At 47.0% G+C, this 22,877-nt stretch carries 23 protein-coding genes; 8 read left to right on the top strand and 15 right to left on the bottom strand.

Annotated elements, in window-relative coordinates; genetic code table 11:
• Positions 1 to 179: 179 nt before the first annotated feature.
• Positions 180 to 1,640: a protoporphyrinogen oxidase gene (gene hemG, locus QUB61_RS12230; RefSeq protein ID WP_333128253.1), complete on the top strand. Its 1,461-nt coding sequence runs from the start codon at positions 180 to 182 to the stop codon at positions 1,638 to 1,640.
• 243 nt (positions 1,641 to 1,883) lie between these two features.
• On the opposite strand, the gene QUB61_RS12225 is transcribed toward hemG, so the two are convergent.
• The 5 genes from QUB61_RS12225 to QUB61_RS12205 form a co-directional block, all read right to left on the bottom strand.
• Positions 1,884 to 2,579, bottom strand: coding sequence for a response regulator transcription factor (locus tag QUB61_RS12225; protein ID WP_333128251.1), 696 nt, complete (start codon positions 2,577 to 2,579; stop codon positions 1,884 to 1,886).
• A gap of 105 nt (positions 2,580 to 2,684) precedes the next feature.
• Positions 2,685 to 4,889: a tetratricopeptide repeat protein gene (locus QUB61_RS12220; protein WP_333128249.1), complete on the bottom strand. Its 2,205-nt coding sequence runs from the start codon at positions 4,887 to 4,889 to the stop codon at positions 2,685 to 2,687.
• A 438-nt stretch (positions 4,890 to 5,327) separates the two neighbouring features.
• On the bottom strand, positions 5,328 to 5,495 hold the full coding sequence (psb34, locus tag QUB61_RS12215) for a photosystem II assembly protein Psb34 (RefSeq protein ID WP_106333461.1): 168 nt from the start codon (positions 5,493 to 5,495) through the stop codon (positions 5,328 to 5,330).
• Positions 5,496 to 5,564: 69 nt separating this feature from the next.
• Positions 5,565 to 6,596, bottom strand: coding sequence for a thiazole synthase (locus tag QUB61_RS12210; RefSeq protein WP_333128247.1), 1,032 nt, complete (start codon positions 6,594 to 6,596; stop codon positions 5,565 to 5,567).
• On the bottom strand, positions 6,580 to 7,089 hold the full coding sequence (locus QUB61_RS12205; protein WP_333128244.1) for a CdiA C-terminal domain-containing protein: 510 nt from the start codon (positions 7,087 to 7,089) through the stop codon (positions 6,580 to 6,582). The genes QUB61_RS12210 and QUB61_RS12205 overlap by 17 nt, the downstream gene beginning before the upstream one ends.
• Positions 7,090 to 7,134: 45 nt before the next feature.
• Between QUB61_RS12205 and QUB61_RS12200 the strand changes: the two genes are divergently transcribed.
• Complete coding sequence (locus QUB61_RS12200) at positions 7,135 to 7,836, top strand: Crp/Fnr family transcriptional regulator (protein WP_333128241.1); 702 nt, start codon at positions 7,135 to 7,137, stop codon at positions 7,834 to 7,836.
• Positions 7,837 to 8,254: 418 nt separating this feature from the next.
• Here the strand turns inward: QUB61_RS12200 and QUB61_RS12195 are convergent, their stop codons facing one another.
• The 6 genes from QUB61_RS12195 to QUB61_RS12175 all read right to left on the bottom strand — a co-directional run bounded on the left by QUB61_RS12195 (position 8,255) and on the right by QUB61_RS12175 (position 12,697).
• Positions 8,255 to 8,590 carry a cupin domain-containing protein gene (locus tag QUB61_RS12195; RefSeq protein WP_333128239.1) on the bottom strand — a complete coding sequence of 112 codons (336 nt, stop codon included), beginning with the start codon at positions 8,588 to 8,590 and terminating at the stop codon, positions 8,255 to 8,257.
• A gap of 97 nt (positions 8,591 to 8,687) precedes the next feature.
• A complete protein-coding gene (locus tag QUB61_RS12190; protein ID WP_333128237.1) occupies positions 8,688 to 9,467 on the bottom strand; it encodes a class I SAM-dependent methyltransferase in 780 nt (259 codons plus the stop codon).
• A 264-nt stretch (positions 9,468 to 9,731) separates the two neighbouring features.
• Positions 9,732 to 11,054, bottom strand: coding sequence for a cation:proton antiporter (locus QUB61_RS12185; RefSeq protein WP_445300233.1), 1,323 nt, complete (start codon positions 11,052 to 11,054; stop codon positions 9,732 to 9,734).
• A gap of 3 nt (positions 11,055 to 11,057) precedes the next feature.
• On the bottom strand, positions 11,058 to 11,309 hold the full coding sequence (locus QUB61_RS39850; protein WP_445300232.1) for a hypothetical protein: 252 nt from the start codon (positions 11,307 to 11,309) through the stop codon (positions 11,058 to 11,060).
• A gap of 19 nt (positions 11,310 to 11,328) precedes the next feature.
• A complete protein-coding gene (locus QUB61_RS12180) occupies positions 11,329 to 12,264 on the bottom strand; it encodes a DUF389 domain-containing protein (protein WP_333128235.1) in 936 nt (311 codons plus the stop codon).
• Positions 12,265 to 12,427: 163 nt separating this feature from the next.
• Positions 12,428 to 12,697 carry a hypothetical protein gene (locus QUB61_RS12175; protein WP_333128233.1) on the bottom strand — a complete coding sequence of 90 codons (270 nt, stop codon included), beginning with the start codon at positions 12,695 to 12,697 and terminating at the stop codon, positions 12,428 to 12,430.
• 31 nt (positions 12,698 to 12,728) lie between these two features.
• Between QUB61_RS12175 and QUB61_RS12170 the strand changes: the two genes are divergently transcribed.
• The 4 genes from QUB61_RS12170 (at position 12,729) to QUB61_RS12155 (ending at position 14,044) form a co-directional block, all read left to right on the top strand.
• Positions 12,729 to 13,139 carry an MAPEG family protein gene (locus tag QUB61_RS12170; RefSeq protein WP_332960310.1) on the top strand — a complete coding sequence of 137 codons (411 nt, stop codon included), beginning with the start codon at positions 12,729 to 12,731 and terminating at the stop codon, positions 13,137 to 13,139.
• A 178-nt stretch (positions 13,140 to 13,317) separates the two neighbouring features.
• Entirely contained in the window at positions 13,318 to 13,500 is a 183-nt protein-coding gene (locus QUB61_RS12165; RefSeq protein WP_333128231.1) for a hypothetical protein, read from the top strand.
• Positions 13,469 to 13,834 carry a hypothetical protein gene (locus tag QUB61_RS12160; RefSeq protein ID WP_333128229.1) on the top strand — a complete coding sequence of 122 codons (366 nt, stop codon included), beginning with the start codon at positions 13,469 to 13,471 and terminating at the stop codon, positions 13,832 to 13,834. Before QUB61_RS12165 ends, QUB61_RS12160 begins: the two co-directional genes overlap by 32 nt.
• 51 nt (positions 13,835 to 13,885) lie before the next feature.
• A complete protein-coding gene (locus QUB61_RS12155) occupies positions 13,886 to 14,044 on the top strand; it encodes a hypothetical protein (RefSeq protein WP_333128227.1) in 159 nt (52 codons plus the stop codon).
• A gap of 141 nt (positions 14,045 to 14,185) precedes the next feature.
• Here QUB61_RS12155 and murD read toward each other — a convergent pair whose 3' ends face one another.
• Both murD and glyS read right to left on the bottom strand, forming a co-directional pair.
• Entirely contained in the window at positions 14,186 to 15,556 is a 1,371-nt protein-coding gene (gene murD, locus QUB61_RS12150; RefSeq protein WP_333128225.1) for a UDP-N-acetylmuramoyl-L-alanine--D-glutamate ligase, read from the bottom strand.
• A 297-nt stretch (positions 15,557 to 15,853) separates the two neighbouring features.
• Positions 15,854 to 18,073 (bottom strand): glycine--tRNA ligase subunit beta, encoded by a 2,220-nt coding sequence (glyS, locus tag QUB61_RS12145; protein ID WP_333128223.1) that lies wholly within the window; start codon positions 18,071 to 18,073, stop codon positions 15,854 to 15,856.
• Positions 18,074 to 18,241: 168 nt separating this feature from the next.
• Here glyS and QUB61_RS12140 point away from each other — a divergent pair, with 168 nt between their 5' ends.
• Positions 18,242 to 19,423 (top strand): HetZ-related protein 2, encoded by a 1,182-nt coding sequence (locus QUB61_RS12140; RefSeq protein ID WP_333128220.1) that lies wholly within the window; start codon positions 18,242 to 18,244, stop codon positions 19,421 to 19,423.
• Positions 19,424 to 20,028: 605 nt separating this feature from the next.
• Entirely contained in the window at positions 20,029 to 21,096 is a 1,068-nt protein-coding gene (locus QUB61_RS12135; protein ID WP_333128218.1) for a GspE/PulE/PilB domain-containing protein, read from the top strand.
• Between the two features lie 164 nt (positions 21,097 to 21,260).
• Here QUB61_RS12135 and QUB61_RS12130 read toward each other — a convergent pair whose 3' ends face one another.
• Together QUB61_RS12130 and QUB61_RS12125 are read right to left on the bottom strand one after the other, a co-directional pair.
• The gene (locus QUB61_RS12130; protein WP_333128216.1) at positions 21,261 to 21,893 is read right to left on the bottom strand and encodes a ribonuclease D; all 633 of its coding nucleotides are present in this window, start codon (positions 21,891 to 21,893) and stop codon (positions 21,261 to 21,263) included.
• A 266-nt stretch (positions 21,894 to 22,159) separates the two neighbouring features.
• Positions 22,160 to 22,669, bottom strand: a complete 510-nt coding sequence (locus QUB61_RS12125) for a CAP domain-containing protein (protein ID WP_333189958.1) — start codon at positions 22,667 to 22,669, stop codon at positions 22,160 to 22,162.
• Positions 22,670 to 22,877 lie beyond the last annotated feature (208 nt).

The raw sequence follows: 22,877 nt of genomic DNA, 5'->3' as shown, positions 1-22,877 counted from the left end.
CCGATTCCCGATTCCCGATTCCCGATTCCCGATTCCCGATTCCCGATTCCCGATTCCCGATTCCCGATTCCCGATTCCCGATTCGGTAATCGGAAAGCGGTTTTGCAGTACGCTCCGCAAAGAAGGCAAGCCGTGCAAAGCCATGTAACATAAAGATTGCGAAATTTTTAATATGTAATATGGAACTATTAGATACCTTGATTGTGGGTGCGGGTATTAGCGGTTTGAGTTTGGCGCACGCACTTGAGGCGGAAGCAACGAGTACATCCCCGCTAAAGATTTTAGTCGCTGAGAGTCAGGGACGTGTGGGCGGGAACATCACAACTAGGACAGCGGGGGGGTTTCTCTGGGAGGAGGGCCCTAACAGTTTTTCGCCGACGCCGGAATTGATGAAGTTGGCTGTGGATGTGGGATTGAAGCAGGAGTTGATTTTGGCCGATCGCAAATTGCCTCGTTTTGTGTATTGGCAAGGGAAGCTGCAACCGGTGCCGATGACTCCACCGGCGATGATCCAGTCTCAGTTGCTGAGTTTTCCGGGGAAACTGCGGGCGTTGTTCGGGGCTTTGGGGTTTGTCGGGCCGGCAATCGGTGCTCGACTTTCGCAGCAGGGTGACGAGGAAACTGTTTCTCAATTTTTCCGCCGTCATCTGGGGCAGGAAGTCATGCAGCGGTTGGTTGAACCTTTTGTTTCTGGGGTTTATGCGGGCGATCCCCAACAACTTAGCGCGGCGGCGGCTTTCGGTCGGGTCACAAAGATGGCTGATGTGGGTGGCGGGCTGGTGGCGGGGGCGCTGCTTTCTGCTAGGAAAAGACCGAAGAAAATGCCTGCAGACCCGAATGTTCCGTCTACTAGGCCGGGGGAGTTGGGTTCGTTCAAACAGGGGTTGAAGGCTCTGCCAGAGGCGATCGCTGCTCAATTGGGCGATCGACTGAAACTCAACTGGCACCTAACCCGCCTCCAGCGTACAGAACGCGAAACTTACATTGCTGAATTCTCCACGCCCGATGGGCCTCAACTTGTTGAGGCGCGCACCGTGGTTTTGACAACGCCGGCTTACGTTACAGCGGATTTGTTGCAGCCTCTTCAACCGGAAGTTAGCAGCGCTTTACAAGCTTTTACTTATCCTACGGTTGCCTGCGTTGTATTAGCATATCCGGTGTCGGATGTCAAGGGTAAATTAGTAGGTTTTGGAAATTTAATTCCGAGGGGGCAGGGAATTCGCACTCTGGGGACGATTTGGACATCGAGTTTATTTGCCGATCGGGCGCCTGCGGGGTGGCAAACTCTCAGCAGTTACATCGGCGGGGCTACTGATTCGGAAATTGGCAATCTCGACTCGGAACAAATCGTTCGGGAGGTACACCGAGATTTGTCTCGGATTTTGCTGAAGCCCTCGGCAGCGCAGCCGAAAGTTTTGGCGGTGAATGTGTGGAAGCGGGCAATTCCTCAGTACAATTTGGGGCATTTCGATCGCCTGCAACAAATCGAGCAGGGCTTAAAATCCTTGCCTGGGGTGTTTTTGTGCAGCAACTACTTTGGGGGCGTGGCTTTGGGAGATTGCGTGCGCAGGGGTTTTGAGCGTGCGCCACAAGTGCGCGAGTATTTGCAGAACAAGCAATCAGATTCTCGATCGATTTGAATTATGGCGCGGTTGGGGCGGGTTTACAAAAATCGAGTGAATCTGAGATGTTGCACCATTCTCAATAAGCTTTTTATGAACAGGCTTTCCGGCCTGTTCCACAAAGAGTGAATTTTCTTGTGGAACAGGCCGGAAAGCCTGTTAAGCGAGAATGGTGCAAGATGTGAGGTGAATCAGAGATATTCGTAAACCCACCCCTATACAGCCTTCTGCCTTGCGTTTCGGCCCACGTGTCGGCGAATGCTACGAGGGTGTTGGCTCAAACTTGTAACCCACTCCCCGGACGGTTTGAATCCTCGATATTTGAGTGCCATCTGGTTCAATTTTGCGGCGAATTTGACCGATATGGACATCCACCACGCGATCGGATCCTACATACTCGTAGTCCCACACTTCATGCAGCAATTCCGCTCGCCTCCACACGCGACCGGGTTTGCTGGCCAAACAGTACAGCAGGTCGAATTCTAAAGCAGTCAAAGGAACTATCTGACTGCCGAGAAGTACCTCGCGGCGAACCGGATCTATTAGTAGCTCTCCAAAGGTAAGACATTGTTGTTGGGTGGGAGTAACAATGCGCTTGCGCTTCAAAATTGCTGCAACCCGAGCTCCAATCTCTACAAGACTAAAAGGTTTAGTAATGTAGTCGTCAGCACCTTCGGCAAACCCTTTCATTTTGTCAGCTTCATCGGTTCGGCTGGTCAGCATCAACACAAACACGCCCGTGCGTCTTTGCATCTCTTGACATAGTTTGTAGCCAGTAGTATCGGGTAAATTTACATCTAGAACTACTAAGTCAGGATTGAGTTGCTCAAATAATTGCAGACCAGTTTGACCGTCCTGGCCAGACTCAACTTGATAACCTTGCTGGCTCAAAAAACGGTGAATTAAATTTCGGATTGCCGGGTCGTCATCAACCACAAGGATTTTTACAGGGGCCATGACCACAAGTTTGTTTGAATAATTAGGCAAGAATATTCAGCCATAATAATAGAAAACTGGATACATATCTCTAAAAAATTGAGCCTTTAATAGTTATAGCCATATTTATAGCCTACGCAAGATTTCAGGCAATAAATCTCCTGGAACTTTGGATAAGGCTAAATTTTGGCCTGGCAGCCCACATTCACTATAGAAAGCTCTAATCGTTTTGACAATATAGCTCAATGCTGTTTGCCGGGAATCTGCAGCTTGGGAGTTGACCGGGGCTTGCAGGTGGAGTTTATCCCCATATGTTAACCCTTTGTCCTTGAGATGTTGTCCCCATTCGGCGCACACTTGCAACTGGTGGTGCAGTGCTGCTTCTAGATGGCTTGTTTGTGCAGCTTTGTTGAGGGCGAAATCTGGGTCTGTGGCTAGTTGATAGTGGGCTAGTCCGAGATTGTTGCGGGCGGCCAAGGTGTCAAAGGTGAGTTGGGCTCGATCGAGCTCTCCGGCGATATCCAGGGCGGTTTCGTAGGCGGTAATCGCCTGCTGCAATGATTCCGTCCGCGCCTGTTTCTGCTGGAACTGGTTCGCCAAATGCCAATAAGCGGTACCGAGATTATTGTAGGTGGCCGCGGCGGCGGCGGGTACTAATTCTCGGGTGCGGTATTTTAATGCTTCGCGGTAGGCCTCAATCGCCGTGACTAGCAGGGGTTCTGAGGGCTCGTGCTGGGCGAGGTTCCAGTAAGCGGTACCGAGGTTGTTTTGCACTCCGGCATAGTTGAGGGGTTCTCGTTCGGGACTGTAGCAGGAGAGGGCTTGGGTGTAAGCTGCGATCGCGCTTTTGAGGTAGACTTTCGGCTCACCTTCTTGGGCTAAATTCCAGTATGCTGTCGCCAAATTATTCTGAGCTGCAGCGTACTGCTGGGGTTCCACGGCGGGGTCTAGATCCTGCAGCGCTTGTTGGTAAGCTGCAACTGCTTGCTGCAAGTTCTCTCTCTTGTCTCGATAGCGGGCTAAATCTGCCGAGGCGATTCCCAAATTTTTGTTTAATCTAACGCGGGTTTGGGGTACGCTCTCGGCATCTGTTCGCCTCAAACCTTCAAGGTAGAGGGCGATGCTGCGTTCGAGGCACGATAGCGGATCTGAGGCGTTATGCTGCGTGCGATCGCGCGACAGCATCCAGTAGAAAGTGCCGAGATCGTTGAGCAAATCGGAAATTGGCGGTAGGCTGTTGGACTCCTGGGCGTACTGAGTTAAATTTTGTGTCAATTGGGCAATCAGCCGGGCGCATTCCTCGGTTGGTGGTTGATTTTGCTGCGAGTTGGCGTCAAGTTCGAGGTACGCAATCACTTGCTCGATCGCACGAATGGCGATTGTCAGGTTTTGCTCTGAAACATCTCCGCCCAGAATGCGATCGCGGTAGTAATTCCCCAAACTGTGATAAGCCAAAGCCAATGCTTCGCAACAGCACTGATGTTCTTGCAGCAGTTGGATGTATTGCAGGGTTTGCAGCGGCAGAAAATTCTCCTCCGATGCGGAATTATTTTCTGCTTCCAACTCAAAAGAGGCCGCCGATAGCACCAAATCTGCCAGTTCGACGGATTTAGAATCTGGCGCTGGGGATTGTTCGTCGGGAATTGGGGATTGTTCCTCGGGAATTGGGGATTGTTCCTCGGGAGTTGGGGATTGTCCAGACAGAACAGATATTACAAGTTTCTCGCCCGAGTCTCCGTTGTCTGGCAAGTTTCTCAAGTCTTTGGAGTGCCCTCCGTCTCTATAAGCTGGAGTTGGTTCGCCTTCAAACTCAAATACTCCGGTTCGCCAGTGCCAAAATTCCGGGGCCGAGTGCTCGATCGAACTCAGCCAGGGGCGCGACACCCACAGCAACAGAGTAGACTCGCACATTTGCAGGTGTGTTTCGATGTCCCTCAAATAGCTCAGGAACGACCACTGCACGGCTGCTGAGTGCCTGGTCAGGTGTTCTGCCCCGAGAATTTGGAATCCCGGCAAACGGCTGTAGCTGCCCCTGTTTTGGGGCGGTGGATGTTGGATCAGCCACGCGGCGATCGAGCCCCAAGGATTTGGATCGCTCAAGTCGAGTTCCAAACTGACAAATCGGGGGTAGTCGATCGGGGAGCGAGGATCGGAGGAAGCGCTCTCTGTGGCTAATTCTGTGTGCAAGCGGGCTGCCAGACAGTCCCGCAAGCACAAGTCGTCGCAGGCGGCGATAAAAATTTGACGGCGTAGATTGAGGTCGATCGCCTGTTTCAAGCGTTGGTATATCAGCTTGTTCGAGCTAGAAACTTTTGGGGAAGGAATAGACATCAGGATCTGCCGATTTTAGATTTTAGATTTTAGATTTTAGATTTTAGATTTTAGATTTTAGATTTTAGATTTTAGAGTAGAGAGTAGAGAGTTGAAATCTCGATCGCTCATAACTCGCAACTAAGCCCCGAAGGCAGTAAATCGCACCGGTGATGACCTTCATGATTGTAGATTTTCCATTGGCAATTTTATGTTGGTGACGAACCAGTCTGATTAATTGCAACCCAAGTCCCTGAACCCAACAGCCGAGAGGAAAAAACCCTATTTCTGCTTGTCTTATTTAGCTTTCGTGCTCGCTCGGCACGCTTCAGGATTGTCGCAACTACCTGAATAGTATTGAAACACAAAAACCATGTTTCCTTGGGAAAGGAAAACATGGTTTCTCGAAGGATTATTTAAAATTGCGATTTGAAGCAGCTTTGAGTCTCAGGCCAGTTTTCAGACGGAGGCAGCCACGTACACCAAACCGGCGACTAACATGGCTGCTGCAATACCCATGATGATGTAGTTGCGTTGCTGATTTTTGTTGGGAGGTACGGCTTCATACACCTTCGGCTCTTTAGCAAAGTTGTTCAGGCGTCCATCGTCATCTTTGATGTAAGGCATCAGTCACAATCCTTAATATTTTTGATGTTTACAACTCTACCAAAAAAGCGCCCAGGAAAATTCAGGAATTTATTTGGATGTGACAGTGCCTGTTTGCGGAGAAGAGGCGATCGCGTAATCTTTGATCGGCATTCTGCCTGCTAAGTACGCCATCCGCCCCGCTTCTGCTGCCATTCCCATTGCTTTTGCCATTGCCGGGGAATTTTGGGCATTGGCGATCGCCGAATTAATCAACAGTGCATCGGCTCCCATTTCCATTGCTCTGGCCGCTTCGCTGGGAGTTCCGATACCCGCATCGACTACCACAGGAACATTCACCGTGTCAATAATTATTTGAATGTTGGCTGCATTGTTGATCCCTTGTCCTGAACCGATGGGCGAACCTAAAGGCATGACAGTCACACAACCGACTTCTTCTAGGCGTTTGGCCAGCAAGGGATCGGCATTGATGTAGGGCAAAACGGCAAAACCTTCTTTGACTAATTGTTCTGCTGCTTCCAAAGTGCCGATCGGATCTGGCAGCAAATATTTAGGATCGGGAATCACTTCTAATTTGACAAAATTATTGTCTTCTTGCCCTAAAAGTTTCGCCATTTCCCGCCCCAAACGAGCTACTCTAATCGCCTCATCCGCAGTTTGACAACCGGCAGTATTTGGCAGCATCCAGATTTTAGTCCAATCGAGAGCCTCTGCCAATCCTTCATGCCCCGGAGCATTTGTTTGCACTCGCCGCACAGCCACCGTAACAATTTCGCACCTGCTAGCGTTGACACTTTGCTGCATTTCTGCAATGCTGCGATATTTTCCCGTCCCCGTCATCAAGCGAGAATGAAAAGTTTTGCCGGCAATAACCAGAGGTTTATCGAAAGATGGTGTTGCTGTGTCTACTCGATAGCCAAAAATGCTGTACTCAAGTGCCTCTTCCCACTGTGTTCTGCCACCCATCATCTCTTCAAGCTTCCAACCTTCTTCATTTGTCAGCTCATCACGAGTAACTGCATATAAAATTTGCCCAATTGTAATTAATTTAGCATCTCGCGGCATATTGTTTTTTAAGCCGGTTTGTATAACTTCTTCAAACTCATTAAAAACGTCTTCCATTTTCCCATTCCTCCCTGGTTATTTGTTGTACTTCTTCGCTGTTGAATACTAATATAATAGTCTGAATCCGTTGTTCTTTGTCCCAATAAAAAGCTTTTCTGATGCCGTCGTTTATCTTCCAAAACTCATAACTCTCTCGGTTAATGTGAATAATAACGGCTGTTGCACCTTGATTTTTTGCCCTGCTGATTCCTTCTTGAAGTCGATATCTGATGTTTTTAGTATATTTTGTCAACTCCTTAAATTCGCAAATCTCACCGTCAATCTCAGCGTCTGGCGTTCTCACACCTTCTGCTGCTTGCTCGCTCAACATTCTAACTCTCTTTCCTATTTTAGCCAAAACTTGAGCAATAAAGATTTCCGAATTATTAAGATTGTGTTGTTGGTGAATTAGCACAAATCCGCCAGCTATCTCATCAAAATAATATCGCTGATAGTCTGGTTCTGCATTTTCGTAGATGGCTCTGCTTGTCTCAATATATTCAGAATTCACCGTTATTATACTCTCAATGGACTCCGAGCGGGTAGAGTTAAATGTATGAAAGCAACTGTTGAGCAACTGGCTAAAATGGGAATATTTGCCAGCTTAAACCCAACTGAATTAGAGCGATTGCAAGAACACACAGTAATTCGGACTTACCGACAGGGAGAAGTTGTGATGTATGAGGGCGATCGCATCCCCGAAAAATTATACACTCTTTTGAGCGGTTCTCTGCGGGTTGCAAAAACAGCGACGGCGGGCAAAGAAACAATTCTCCGCACTTTATTTCAGGGAGATATTTTTGCCGCACCTGCTTTGCTAGGCAACGGCATTGCCCCCGCAACTGTGACTGCAGAAACTGATGTCCAAGTTCTTACCACAGAACGGGAATTTTTGCTAGCAGCAATTCGGGGAAATCCTGAGATTGCTTTGCGAATATTGGCGGTTTTCAACCAGCGGTTGCAGCAACTGCACGAGACTGTACACGGTTTGGTGTCGGAAAGGGCGATCGTGCGGCTGGCCCGATTTATTCATTACTTTGCCGTCGAGCAAGGTACGAAGATTGCAGATAATAGTGTGTGTTTAGAAAAACTTTTTCCCTACTATAAAATTGCTCGCAGCATTGGAATTACCTACGAAGAATGCGTGCGGTTATTTAAGAAGCTCAAGCCGTTTGTCTCCTACAGTCGAGGCGGTAAAATTATGGTATTGGATTGGGAAAAATTGGAGGCTCTCGCCTCGGGAGAAGAAATAGACTAAATGTTAAAATCCCAATTCTTGTAGGGCGGGTTTCACAAATAACATTTGACTGCAACTCACTATCTATATAAACCCGCCCCCGACAATCTGTGAATCGGGCGGGTTTATGAGATTATTGATTTTAGGCAATTATGGTTGGTAAAACCCGCCCCTACTGTGAATCGGGGCGGGTTTATGAGATTATTGATTTTAGGCAATTATGGTTGGTAAAACCCGCCCCTACAGCAATATTTAGCTATAGACTAAATGTTAAAATCCCAATTTGTGTAGGGCGGGTTTCACAAACAATATTTGGCTGCAACTCACTATCTATATAAACCCGCCCCCCACAACCTGTGAATCGGGGCGGGTTTATGAGATTATTGATTTTAGGCAATTATAGTTGGTAAAACCCGCCCCTAAAGCAATATTTAGGGAATTAATTGACTTCAGAAAGTGTCAAAATAAACGCCAAATTTTCTTCAGCTTTCAAAGCGTGGAGTGCGCGAGCGGGCATGAAGGCAAACACCCCCGGTTCCAAAACAATATCCTTGCCTTCCAAAGTCAAAATACCCTTTCCTTCGATGACATTAACTGTGGCATTCCGTGCCGAAGAGTGTTCCGAAATTTCCGTTCCGGCTGCCAGACAAAATAAACTGTACTGACAATTATTGTCTTTGACTAAAATTTTGCTCAACACTCCGGCGGCGGGATATTCAATTGTGTCTCGGAGTTGGATTGCTGAAGATTGTAGCTGTAAAAGAGTAGTAGTCATAGTTTTTGACAATCGATTAATTTGGCCCGGGGCCCCGGATTTATCAGTGGCTTCACTTTCTTCAATCGAAAATCGAAAATCGAAAATCGAAAATCGATTAAGATTGTTTTTTTGCAGAGATAACGATGTAGCCTAGATCCTGTTGGTAATGCTGGAAAACTCGACGCATTGCTAAGATACGATCGCGAATTTGCGATCGACTTAATATATTCCACAAAATCCGCACAGTACCCACAAATCCTTCATCTTGCAGCATTCGCCGCAAGTTGAGGATCCCCATCGCCCCGGTTTGACACTTTTCTACTTGCAAACCCGCGTTTTGGTAAACAGCAATCCAGCCAGACTCAGACAAAGGCGTTGAATTGACGCGAATCACTTCTGATAAAGCTTTGTGAATTTCAGATTCTCGGTTTCTAGCTAAAAGTTCGTGAGAGAGAAACTTGCCACCTGGTTTTAAACGATCGCAAATTCCCGATACAATTTTAGCTTTCCCTGACGGCGACTGCATTGTCAGGATAGCTTCAGCCAAAACCCAATCAAACTGTTGGGAAATCCGATCCAAGTGAAAAATATCTCCTTCCACAATTTCCACTCGATCGCTCAAACCCGCTGCTGCAACATTAGCACGAGCGCGGGCCACACTCTCGGGATTTTTCTCAACTCCCACTACTTTTACGCCAAAACGTTCAACAAGGGCGATCGAACTATATCCAAAACTAGCAGCCAACTCCAAAACAGTCTCCCCAGGCTGAAAATCCGCCCATTCAAATAACTGTTTTGTAGCAAGTTTCCCCCCCGGCCTCAGCATTTTCTTACCCGCCGCGGCCAGAACTTCATGTCCGGGTGCAGTCTTAAAATTGAGAGCAGTATTGGTCATTAAATTGACCTCCTATTTAACCTTACTCTCAGTTTGCCAAATTCTCCCAAATCTTTCTATGATCTAGCTCATATTCAAATTATTGTAGGCTGACGCACCCTACAAGCTCCGGAATTATACCATGTCCGCCCATCAACAATTCGGACTTTTTTTGATTGCCAACACGGAATCTAACAAGGAACGAGAAATTTGATGGTTTTAGGACTTACGCAAAATTTCCACATAAGCGGGACAATCACGGGGATTATCCCTACAAACATCCTATTAAAAAACAATTTTCTCATTCCGGTCTTGAAAACATTGCTGCAACACAGAAACAGGCAGCTCATTCAATTGACCCGATCGCACAAATTCAGCATAAGTATCAGCCTCTATTGCCTGCAAATCCCCTTCGAGTTTGTCGATAGTCATCTCCTGCAGTTCAGGAGATCGATCGTACATTTGGTTGATTTCTGCTTGCAGCAAGTTTAATTTTTCTTGAAGCTGACTCACGAGATAATTGGAAAACTCAGGCTCGATTTTACGATCGCCCGATACATCAGATAGATACTTGAGAACCCGGTTGAGAGCAACACGTTGGGCGATCGCCTCCAGATACTCCTGGCGCAACTCCTGGTTGCTCAACAACCCCAATTTTTCCAGCAGCGCCTTGGTGGTTAAACCTTGTACTAGCAGCGTAAATAAAACTACGCCAAACACGATCGCAATAATTTTTTGCCGCTCGGGGAAAACCTCCGGCACGCTCAAAGCTAAAGCAATCGATACAGAACCCCGCAATCCTCCCCACCAAATCACAGTTCTATCGGCTAATGAAATTTCAGATTTTGCCAACCAATTGCTCAACCATCCTAAACCAAAAATAGCGATCGCTCGCGTCACAAACATCGCCGCCACAGTTATGCCAATCACTCCTAAATTCGCTTGCAAACCAGCAAAACTAATTCGATCGCCAATCAGCAGAAACATGATCGAATTTACAAAAAACGCCAAAAAATCCCAAAATTGTGTTACCGCCAGTCTGGTACTGGGCTGCATACCAATCTGAGAGCCGAAATTGCCAAATATCAAGCCCATCACCACCACACCTATCACCCCAGAACCGCCTAAATCCTCCACAATTATATAAGTGCCGTAGGCGGAAACTAAGGTTAACGATTGCTCCACCAAAGGTAAATCAAACCGTTGGGTGAGATAGGATATCCCAAAACCGATCGCACTCCCGACAGTAATCCCAATTCCCACAAAAGCTAAGAAACGCCCCACCAGAAATGGGATGCCAACTTCATCCGTCCCTAAAGAAAATCCCACCAAAAAACTAAAGGCAACAACAGCAATGCCATCATTAAATAAACTCTCACCCTCCACCAACAAAGCTAGGCGTTTTTCAACTCCCAATTCCCGGAACAATGCAATGACTGAAACAGGATCGGTAGCAGATATACTAGCTCCTACCAACAGGGCGATTGCTAAAGAAACTCCAGCTATTTGGTTGAGAGCAAAAGCCACGCCAGCAACAGAAACAACAACACCCAAAACCGCATAAAGAGCGATCGGCACTAAATCCCGCTTGAGTTTAGACCATTCCAGATTTCAAGCAGCTTCAAACAAAAGAGGCGGCAAAAAAATCAACAGAATCAGTTCGGGCGAGAGCGACACCAATCGCACATCTATAAAAGCCAAACCCAACCCGACAATTACTAAAAGCAGCGTGTAGGGAATTTGGCGCAACCAGCCCCATATTTGCGGCAGCACCGCCACACTCAAGGAAACTAATAGCACTAAGAGAAATTGCTTCAGATTGCCCTCGATCGTCACTTCGTGAATCAGAGTTTCTGGGGTCATACGATTAGGGATAAAATAGTTAAGGTTTCGGTTTCGATCGGGGCTTATTCAGGGTTGAGCGGCGCACTTCTTCAACTTGACTGACTTGAAAAATTAGGGTAAATTGTTGACCCATTTCTTTTTCGACAAATGCTTCTAAAAGCTGCACCTGTTTGGCTGTCAAAGCTTCGCTGCTGCGAACACTCAGACGAACTTCCGGCGGTTTCGCCAACCAGTTAGTATCGCTTTTAATCATTTCCACTCGTTGAAAAGTGATAGTTCGGTTAAGCAACGCCCGCTTCAGACTGGCTTCGAGTTGCGCTTGCTCGATCAATTCCGCAAAACTCACGCCCAGAGGAATCACAAGTATAGCCGTCAATGCTAGCGCCCACAATAGGGCTTTACCGGCGCGATGCAGGGGGGTGTAGCCGGCCATTAAAGAGGTTAGCATACAGGAGAGAGTAATCCCCAGCAAATTAGTAAGATACAGGAGGCTTGCTCCCAAACTGAGCGACCAATTAGCTTGAGATAAGCCTAAACCTATAACACAAATTGGCGGCATGAGAGCCACGGCGATCGCAGTTCCCGCCAGAGTAGCAGAAACTTTGGGCTGAACTTTCGCATAGCCGCTGATTCCCCCAGCGGCGATCGCAATTCCTAAGTCTAGTAATGTAGGTTTAGAACGAGCTAGAACTTCGCTCCCAAAGTCGGGAAGTTGTACCAAAGCTCCCAAAAAACAAGCTAGAAAAATTGCTAGCACCGTCCCGACTGCTAATGCAATTAAACCTTTGCGGAAGAGGAGAACGTTACCTTCTACCGCTCCAAATGCTAACCCTCGGATTGGCAACATCAGAGGGGCGACTATCATAGCACCGATGATGACGGCCGCACTGTTGGCAAGCAGTCCAAAGGTAGCGATTATACAGGAGCCGAGAATTAAGACAAGATAGTCAATATCTAGGGTTGATTCTTCCAACAAGTCAACTCGTATTTTCTTTAAATGCTGTGGATCGATCCTGCTCCTGGTGAAATATTTAAGACGGTCTCGAATATTGTTGAGCAAAATAATCTCCTTAAGTCAGGGGCTTGTATCCGTCAAAGGATTTTAGATTTTAGATTTTAGATTTACTCCACTGATTTTAGATTTTAGATTGATTCCACTGATGAATCTGGGAGCTTGAACAAAAGTCTAAAATTTGGGGCTGCTCACTAGAGGAGTCGCGGGTTTGTATCCGTATGCAGGTGCGAGCAAAAACAATCAAAATCCCAGCCAGCAAGTTTTCGAGGATGTCCCGGAATCCAAAAGCAATTGCCGCGCCACTAATACCCAGCAGTTGAATCAAATCCCCTACCTTGAATGACGGGATGGCGATGAATAACGCGATCGGCAATAATTGATTTATAATCAAGATATCTACTCCACCCCAATCATACCGAATCATGCTCGCAGAAGCAAACGCGACACTTTGGCCTAGTCTAATTACTGTTTCAGCATTAATTCTCTACTTCGTTGTTACCATCAACGTCGGCAGAGCTAGATTCAAACACAAAGTTTCTCCCCCGCAGATGACAGGAAACCCAGACTTTGAACGAGTGTTGCGAGTTCAGCAAAATACCTTAGAGCAAATGATTCTATTTTTGCCCTCGCTGTGGCTGTTCTCGCAATTTATCAGCCCAATTTGGGGCGCCGCTATCGGCGCAGTTTGGATAATTGGACGCATTTTGTTTGCTTGGGGTTACTATCAAGCTGCCGAAAAAAGAGCGGCAGGATTTGGCATTAGTACCTTAGCTACTTTAGCTTTGCTTGGTGGTTCCTTAACAGGTATAATTATGTCGCTGCTGAAGGTTTGAGCGTAGCTTCCGATCGACATAATTGTTTCTGTACTCGTTTCCAGGCTCTTCCTCCTAACGCAGATCCGGAGGCTCTGTCTCCAATTTTCCTACTGAAAAAGCGAGGCTCTTCCTCTGGACAGCGGTTCCCAGGAAGAACCCGGGAACCAGTTAAATGTAATAAATGTTAGGAGTCAATATGTCAGAAACCAACAAACCCGTATTTGAAATTAACCCGAAACTTTTTCAGCAGCTTGTTGAGTGGCAAGAAAAACTTGCACGAGAAGATGAATTAGCAAGCGAGTCAGAAAACGAGAAACCAACTGAGGTAATAACTCCTCCCGACAGTGATGAACAGCATTCTCAAACAGATAATTTCTAGCTGGTGGCTAGCTGCATCTTTTGGATTTCCGGCTGCTGTCTCGGCTCAATCGCTGACACCTAGCCAAATTCAGCAGCAAATCAATAGCGGTTTGTTTCGTTCTAACTCTCAAGATTTCTTTCAGCAAGGCTATCGCCAACTGGAAAGAGAAATCGCAATTTTGTTGCAACAAAATGTCAGTTCGCAAGGCAATATTCTGGAGATTGATGAAAAATTGCTTTCTCAGATTTGCAGCAAAAAAATTAAAATATCCTCGCGGCATTCTGATACAATAAGTGCTGCTCGAATTGCCAGTTTTAATGCACAACTGAAAGAGATTTGTAGAATAAATTAAAATCTAAATGAGGTAAGAATTAAAACTTTACTGTTGATGGATAAAGAAGCAATGACCAAATTGAAACTAGCAATGCTGTCAGCGGAAACTGCGGCTCAATTGGCTGCAATAATTATTGATTACACTCATGAGGAAATGATGCTAATTTTTTCTGAGCTAGAATGGGAACAGCAGGCTAGAATTAAGGATATTTGGAAGACTGTTAGTTAAAGTAGATTGGCTAAAATCAGAGGTTTTAATTTTTAACCGCAGATGTAAGCCGATAGACGCAGATGAACGCAGATTTTTTAATTTTGTTAGTGTTCGCTGTGTATAAAAATCTTAATTTGTACACAGCGAACACTGACATATCTACACTAGGGATTCGAGGCATAATTGGCGGAAATGATCGCCCCGTTGCTCGAAGTTTTGGTATTGATCGAAGCTAGCACACGCTGGGGAAAGCAGCACTACTTTAGCATGATTCTGTTGGGCTAATTCTGCTGCTCGCGGGATTGCTCGTTCCATTGTTTCGACAATTTCCCAAGCGTTGTAATTTGCTTGTGCGAGCCGATCGGCAAAAAGACTCGCCGCATCTCCAATTAGCAGCACGGCAGCAGCTTTTGCTTTTATTGTATCAATCCATGCGCGATCGTCTCCTTCTTTGGCGTCGCCGCCGGCAATTAAAATCGCCGGTGCGCTCACTGAAGCTAAGCCGACTTGCGCGGCGTCATAATTAGTAGCTTTGCTGTCGTTGATGAAATCTATGCCTTCCCAAGTGCATATGTGTTCGAGGCGGTGCGAAACTCCGGGGAATTTAGCGATGGCCCGGGCGATCGCACTTTTATCTATCCCCGCCAAATTAGCCGCCGCTACCGCCATTAACAAATTCTGCAAATTGTGTTCTCCCACCATCCGCAAAGAATCAGCAGGCAGAATTTTCTCGCTTTGAGCTATTACCCAACCGTTTTCGATGTACGCTCCAAAAGTGCGTGAAGCGAAGCTATCCCGTAGGGAATCGCCCAACAGTTCTTTTTCACCTTTCACACTCGTCCAGCACGCATCCGGCCAAATGTCAAGTCCTTGCTGCCGCAAATAAGGATCGTCGCCGTTGATTACTTGCAATTCAGATTTTTTCAGCAAATGCGCTTTAATGTTGTAGTAATTTTCTAAAGTTTTGTGGCGGCTGAGGTGATCCGGCGTCAAGGTCGTCAAAACTCCGATGCGCGGCGCTACAAACGGCGACGATTCTATCTGATAGCTGCTAATTTCTGCGATTACCCAATCTGGCTGTTTTTCGGCTAAAGCTAATTCACACGCAGCATAGCCAATATTGCCGCAAGCGGGAGCGTAAAGCCCGGCTTCTTCAAAAATAGCAGCAATTAAAGCAGTAGTAGTGGTTTTGCCGTTAGTGCCAGTAATTCCCACCCAAGGAGATTTGAGGTAACGCCACGCGAGAGCCATTTCTCCTATTGTTTCAATGCCTAACTCTCTGGCGCGCACTAATGCTGGACTGTCCCAGGGAACGCCGGGACTTACTACTATTAATTCTATAGATTCGACTGGTTCCCAAGATTGACCTAACTCAACTTTAATTCCTTCGTTAGCGAGTTGCTGTTGCTGTTGGAGCAAGTTTGGGGAAGATGAGCGATCGCTCAGCGTTACTTCCCATCCTTCGCGTTTTAGCAGTCTTGCGGCGGCAATTCCTGATTTTCCTAGTCCAATGATATGAGCGATCGGCATAAGTTGTGTGTGTGATGGAGCGAATTTTCTGGGTTTTTTCCTCTTATATGTTACGGTTTTTTTGGGATGATTTAACCGCAGAGGGCGCAGAGGGCACAGAGGAGGAGAAGAGAGAAGATAGAAATGAATTATTCCGATAAGCTGTCGCGCATTTAAATTGTATATTCAGGGCGGGCGGGACACCCCACAAGACTTTAATTTTTTTTGACCTACAATTTAAATGCCGCAACAGCTTACCAATGGATTTGATATTACATCAAAACCTTTGGCGGTAATCTAAAATCCAAAATCTAAAATCTAAAATCGATTGACGATCGCCCCAAAGTCAGCCAACACCCGCGCGTGATTCCGCAGCAAACCCAGTAAATTCAACCGATTTTGCTTAATTTCCGGGTCAGAGTCCATCACCAAAACGCTTTCTGGCCCGTCGAAAAAGTTGCTGACAGTCGGAGCAATTTCAGTCAAACTATCTACCAACTGCTGGTAGTTGCGAGTTTGTTTAGATAGCTGCGTTTGCGGCACTAACTGCACTACTGCATCGTAAAAAGCTTGTTCAGATGACTTTTGAAATAACTCGGGTTTCACCGCCGTTTTCGGTTCCAATTCTATTTTATCCAAATCACCTTGAGCCGCCAAACGAGTTGAACGGTTGACTGTTTCGTAAATCAGATCCAAAGTCTGGTTATTGCGGATTTGTTGCAGAAAAAGCGCTCTTTCCAGTGCGTCCAACAAATCTCTCAATGCTCGTTCAGTATATTCTGGGTCGTTTTCTCCCAAAACTGCATTTACCAAATCATAATCTACATTCTTTTCTTCTTGCAATAAAGTCCGAATTCTTTGCAGAAAAAACTCATACAACTGATCGAGCAACTCCCCGGGTGTTTCCTGCCGCGCTGCGGTAAATTCGGCAACAACTTCGGCGAGCAACTGGTGCAAGTTGATTGGCAACTGAGCAGCCCAAATAATGTTAGTTATTGCATTGGCTGCGCGACGCAAAGCGAACGGATCGGATGAACCAGTCGGCAACATTCCCAAGCCGAAGATGCTGACTAATGTATCTAATTTGTCGGCTATTCCGACAATTTGACCTGTGAGGGTTTGCGGCAACTTGTCGCCCGCACCTCGGGGCAAATAATGTTCAAAAATTGCTGTGGCTACTGCTTCCGATTCGCCGCTTGCTAAGGCGTATTTCTGCCCCATGATTCCTTGCATTTCGGGAAGTTCGTAAACCATTTGGGTTACGAGGTCGGCTTTGCAAAGTAAGGCTGCTCTCGCTACATCAGCTTGCTCTTTCTCTGTGATTTGCAGTTGATTGACTATTAAACTGGCAATCTTGCACAGGCGATCGACCTTGGCGCGCACTGTCCCCAAATCTTCCTGAAAAGTAACTGTTTCCAACTTGGGCAAATAATCCTCTAGAGGCTTTGCCAAGTCTGCTTTGTAGAAAAACTGACCGTCTGCCAATCTCGCCCGCACTACTCGCTCGTTACCAGCGGCAATAATCGCAGATTTAGCCGGAGACCCGTTGGAAATTGTAATAAAATAGGGCAGAAGTTCGGGATAATCGGGGCTTTTGAGGATGGGAAAATACCGCTGGTTTGTAACAATAATTGTGGTTATTACTTCCGGCGGCAATATCAAAAATTCTTCGTCAAATTTGCCGACAACTGCGTTCGGCCATTCGACTAAGTCGGTGACTTCTTCTAACAATTCTTCGGTAATTTCGGCGTAACCGCCTTGTTTTGTTGCTGCAGCTTCTACTTGTGCTTTAATTTGAGTTTTGCGCTGCGTGCGATCGACCTCCACGCAAGCAGCCCGCAGACACTCGACATAATCCTCGGCTTGCGGAATCGAGACCCCCCCCGTCCCCCCCTTGCCAAGGGGGGGTGTAGGAAGCGATGTCCCCCCCTTGCCAAGGGGGGGTGTAGGGGGGGTATGTAACACCCGGTGTCCTTGGGAAATTCGATCGCTCTTGACCGTATCCGAACCGCTCACCAATGTAATTGGCAGTACAGTATCATCCAACAGTGCCACCATCCATCGAATCGGGCGCGGAAACTTCAAATCTCCGTCTGCCCACCGCATAAATCTTTTGCCTTCTAACTTGTTAATCCACTGCGGCACAAGTTCGGCCAAAATATCCGCTGTCTTGCGCCCGGGAATCTTTTTGAGCACAAAAACAAAATCGCCTTTATCGGTAGCGCGAACTTCCAAAGCATCAATTTCTACGCCCTGCTTTTTGGCAAAACCTTCCGCTGCTTTCGTCGGTTTGCCATCTTTAAAAGCCGAACTTGCCGGCGGCCCTTTTACCTCTTCTTCTCTATCTAATTGCTGAACTGGCAGTCCTTTCACCAGAACGGCCAAACGCCTCGGAGTAGCGTATACATTAATTGAGTCATTTGTCAATGATTGTTCTGCCAGAGTTGCAGGTACAAGTCGCTGCCACTGCTGGGCGCTGCTTCTGACAAAAGATGCGGGCAATTCTTCCGTACCGAGTTCTAATAAAAAGTTAGCCATATAACAGTGTTAGGTGTTTGTGTCAATAGGCAATTAATTTGCCCGTTTAATCATTAGAAAACTTACCGATCGGCAGTTAAAAAAAAACCTGCAATTGCGATCGCGATCACCCAATCACAGAATTATTTTACCGACGCGCAAGTCCTATTAGATCCAAAAAAGACTCAAATGATCAGCATACCACGTAAAATCGGGGGTGAAAGACAAATAGCTCAACAGCTCATGACCTTGGCGGAAAGACTGGCACAAGATTGGAAGTCACGACTTGAACAAGATTGCCCGGATGAGAGTTCTAGCACTCGCGAGAGTGTTGTCCGCTGGCTGTTGGGAGACAGGCCAGAAAGATTTGACACTCTAGCTCCGGCTCAACTAACCGTCGCCTCCGGCGCGATCGACTTTTTATATCGAATTTTGATTTCTCGGTATCTGGGAGTACCCCCAGAAAAAGCTTATCGCAACTTGATCGGGCGGCTCGGCGGTTTGGTGGTGCTGCGACAAAAAATCCAAGCGTGGGTTTCGCTGAGTCGCGACAGACAGCGGAGTGCGGTGGAGGTACTACAAGAAGTGATTCAGGAAATGCTCAATTCCGATCGCTACCTGCAGCAGCAAGTCGCTTGGATTGCCGAATGTACCTCAGACAGACGCCTGCGAAATGCTTTGCTGCTAGCGAGCACAGAAGAATACTGCTTGCGACCGATCCGCAACCAGCCGCTGCTGGTGTACCGTTTTGTCAACTACCTGCGGCGTGCCCAGCGGGGCGGGTTGACGCAAGTGCCTGCAGGAGACTGGGTGCGGCTGGTGTCGGAACAGGTTCTACCCGACGATACAGACGAACCCCTCAGCCTGTTAGACGAACAGGCGATGTCCGAGTATCGAGAAAATCAAGCTTGGGAAGAGCAGCAAACTCAGCGGCAGATTGTCCAACAAGAATTTGAGAATTACTTGGCCGCACAAGTCGATCCGCTGGCTTCCCGGTGGCTGCAGCTTTACCTGCAAGGTCGTTCCCAAGAGGCAATTGCCGAGGAGCTGAAGGTTCCAATCAAGCAAATTTACCGCTTGCGAGAAAAAGTCAGTTACCACGCGATTCGGGTTTTTGCGGTCAAACAAGCACCGGAATTAGTCGCTAGCTGGCTGGAAACCTCGATCGCAGAACACAGTTTGGGCTTGACTCCTGCTCAGTGGCAGCAATATTTACAAGACCTCACGCCGGTGCAGCGGCAGTTGCTCGAATCGCTCAAAGCAGGAAAAAGTGTAGAGACCATCGCATCTGAATTAAAGCTGAAAACCAATCAAGTCATCGGCGAGTGGAGCAAACTCTATTTAGCAGCTCAATCGCTCCGCAACAAGTAGATTGGAATGGGTGGCGGGCAATTCCTAATTGTTAATTGGCGCTAGCATTTTTCAGAATCCGCGCTACAAATCAATTCCCCAACAGCCACAGAGTGCCCGATCGTTTCTCCGTGGAAAACCGCGCGATGCCCATTGTATCAAATCAGGTTAGATCGATCGGGATATCGTAGCGCGATCGTCTTCGATCGCGATCGAAGACGATCGCAGTCAACTCTCTGGGCTAAGATACTAGCAGCACGATCGATTTTTTAGGATTTTTTAACCACTCCTAAATTTAGCGGTTGCCCGTAAATCTCGGTTGGGGTGCATCTATAATACTTGCGCATTAAAGACTTAATTCTGTCGTTGCCAGCCACGGGAATCCATCTCGTGCGTTCCATGATAGTTGGTCTCAACTGCGCCAGTCATCATGTAGTTCTCAATCTTTTGGTATAATTTGAGGCTGCAATACAGAAGGGAGAAAATTCAGGGACTAAGGATTTTTTATTTAATAAAAGCTTCCGGTTGTGAGACCAATTCCTTCGTCAGGAAAGTTGCAGCGTTAAATTTCATCGCATCAGGTTGGTGCGTGGCGCTCGATCGCGCTTCCAACTACAGAGCAGCTAATGGTACATACATCTTCAACAGACTCGGCAGCTACAATGGACTCCGATCGAATATTTCAACTAATTGACACAGTTGTCCCCTTTGAAGCTTGCCTTTACTATCAAGTTTTGCCTTTATCTCTAGAAGGTAATCAGTTTAAACTGGGCGTAGTCGATGCCCAAGATGACTCGGCCTTGGACTACGTGCAGCGAATTTTAGCTTACATGAATTGCTCAGTCACAACAGAGCCAATTGCCTCGGAAATTCAGCGCTCGATCCTCTCAGCTTACTTGCTCCACGGGAGCCAGCTTACAGATTCGGGCCACACAGAAACCGCAGCAGCCCCAACACCCACAAATCCCGCACCACCAACTTCACCCCCCAAAGCAGAAACGCTGCTGTCTGGGCCCGAACCCTCGATGCCCGCTCGTGAGCGGTTTAAACCTGCCGGCGCTGAGGTTTCCCCGACGCCGACACAGCTATCGGTTTTGAATGTCGAGGCCTTGCACTTGTCAAGCCCAGTCGAAGTTTTGACAACTTTGCCCGCGCCGCAACTGCTGCAAGAATTGCTCGGTAGAGTGCTGCTAGACGGTATAGGCCGCTTGTTTTTTGAGCGGAACCAATCCCAAGGCCGCATTCTTTGGAGTCAAGACGGCGTTTTGAAATCGGTGCTCGAAGGTATCGATATCGTCCTCTTCCAAGAGGTCATCGATGAGTTGAAGCGGTTGACGGATATGCCTGTTTGCCCGGTGGAACAGCCCAAACAAGTCGAAGTTGAACGCATATATCAAGAAACTCATTTGCTGTTGCGCTTGCGGGTAATGGCGGTGGACGGCAAGGAAGAAGCTACGCTCCAAGTGTTGCGGGGAGCAGCTTTGAGGTTTTACCAGCAGCAGCAGTTGTCTACTTTGAGTCGGGACGCCCTGCGACTGGCCGAAGAATTGCAGCGGAAAGTCAATGAAATTCGCGATCGAACTCGGCTTTCTCCTGTGCCTTTAGAGGGGTTGCCCGCTTTGGAAAAAGTGATTAGAAATCTTGACGACCAAATTGAAGCTTTGATTCACGAACACAATCCCGAGCCGCCCTAATTAGGAATAGATGACAGTTTTCGCGATCGGACTCGCTTACCTCTGGAACCAGGTTTCTCCCTATATTTCTTCTTTATTTATTCGTCCGCCTCTGCGGACGAAAGTTTTTGTAGTAGCGATTTCAATCGCCTAGTCCGATCGAGATGTTTTTCACTGCACGAGTCTCAACCGTGCTCGAAAACATCATTGTACTGCAATAAATCCAAACTCACAAAAACTGGCAAACACTTAAAACATTGCTGTGCAATTTCCCAGCGTTCTTCTCGCTGCAACATCCCAGTCAACTTTTGTTTAGCGCTCAGCAAATAGCGGACATCGTTCGCAGCATAATTTAGTTGATCGTCGGAAAGATTAGTCGCATTTCCCCAGTCGGAACTTTGAGAAGTTTTATTTAATTCTACCTTTTCCAGTTCCAGAATTAACTCTTTCAATCCGTGTCTGTTGGTATAAGTTCTAGCAAGTTTACTAGCTAGTTTGGTGCAGAAAACTGGTGCAATGTCAATACTTAAATTGTAACGCATTGTTGCCATATCAAAGCGCGCAAAATGAAATACTTTCTCAATATTTTCGGCTTCCATTAACTTCTTTAAATTCGGTGCTGCTGTCTGGCCTTTGGCAATCCGCACCACTGCAACTTTACCTTCGGGATTGCACAACTGCACCAAGCACAGCCGATCGCGCCACGGCATCAAACCCATTGTTTCCGTATCAACCGCGATCGCCTCTGCTGTCAAATAGTAAGATAAGAGAGAATCGGGAAGATCGCGATCGCACACTTGAAAATCTGCAAATTCCATTATTAGTAATTGTTGACTGTTGACTGTTGACGGTTGACGGTTGACAAGGGAAAAGTTTTAAACCTAATTTCCAGGTCCCAGATTCATCTGTGGAGTCAATTTTTAAATCTCAAATCTCAAATCTCAAATCTCAAATCGACTGGCTGTTGACTGTTGACTGCCCTCTTCTCTCTTCCCTCTTCCCTCTGACTTCTGACTTCAGCATCTACCTCACACTCGATAATTTATCCGTGTATCCGTGTCCGGAGCCGTGTTCTTCCTTCAGCTTACCAGCTCCGAACAAAAAGCTGAGTAAAATAATACTCGCCTTTGGCATTTTTAGCAATCCCAATTCCAGTTAAATTAAACTGACCCTCCATATTCTTGCGGTGGCCCTCACTTTTAATCCAACCTTCAACAGCCTTGCGTACCGGGTCGCTGTAGCCCATATTGTAAGCAAGATTTTCCGCTACACTTTGATAAGGAATAGTAATTGCTTTCGCCCGCCCTTCAAATCCATCGTGGCTGAAAGTTGCTTTACCGTTAGCCATATTTTCGCTGTGAATTCTTGCTATCTGAGTCATTTGCGGATCGACTCTCAGCGGCGGCAACTTTTTAGATGCTCGGTATTGATTGATCTGTTGGTTAACCGCTTTTTCTAAGTCAGTAATAGCACTCGAAGCAACCTTAGTATTCATGGAAGTTTCCGGCCGTGATGGCTCAAGAGTGACCGCGCCACACTTTGGCAGCAGGATTGTCAACAATCCCACCCACGTCAAAATTAAACCTTTGGACATGAAATCAAACGAAAAATAAAGTTAATTGTTACCATTAGTGTCAACTTAATGCCAAAAGTAGTATGAGTATACCGTCTGACGATCGGCCTCTCGATCCGCCTCGAATCCCCCGCGTGCGGGGGACGAAAGAGCGCTTCGGGTCTCCCTTATTAAGGGGGGCTAGGGGGGATCTAGACTTCGATATAAACGAGTGACAAAGGATTTTAGT

Source organism: Microcoleus sp. C2D2, from assembly GCF_036702495.1.
Taxonomy (GTDB): domain Bacteria; phylum Cyanobacteriota; class Cyanobacteriia; order Cyanobacteriales; family Microcoleaceae; genus Microcoleus.
This window is presented reverse-complemented; position numbering and strand designations above follow the sequence as displayed.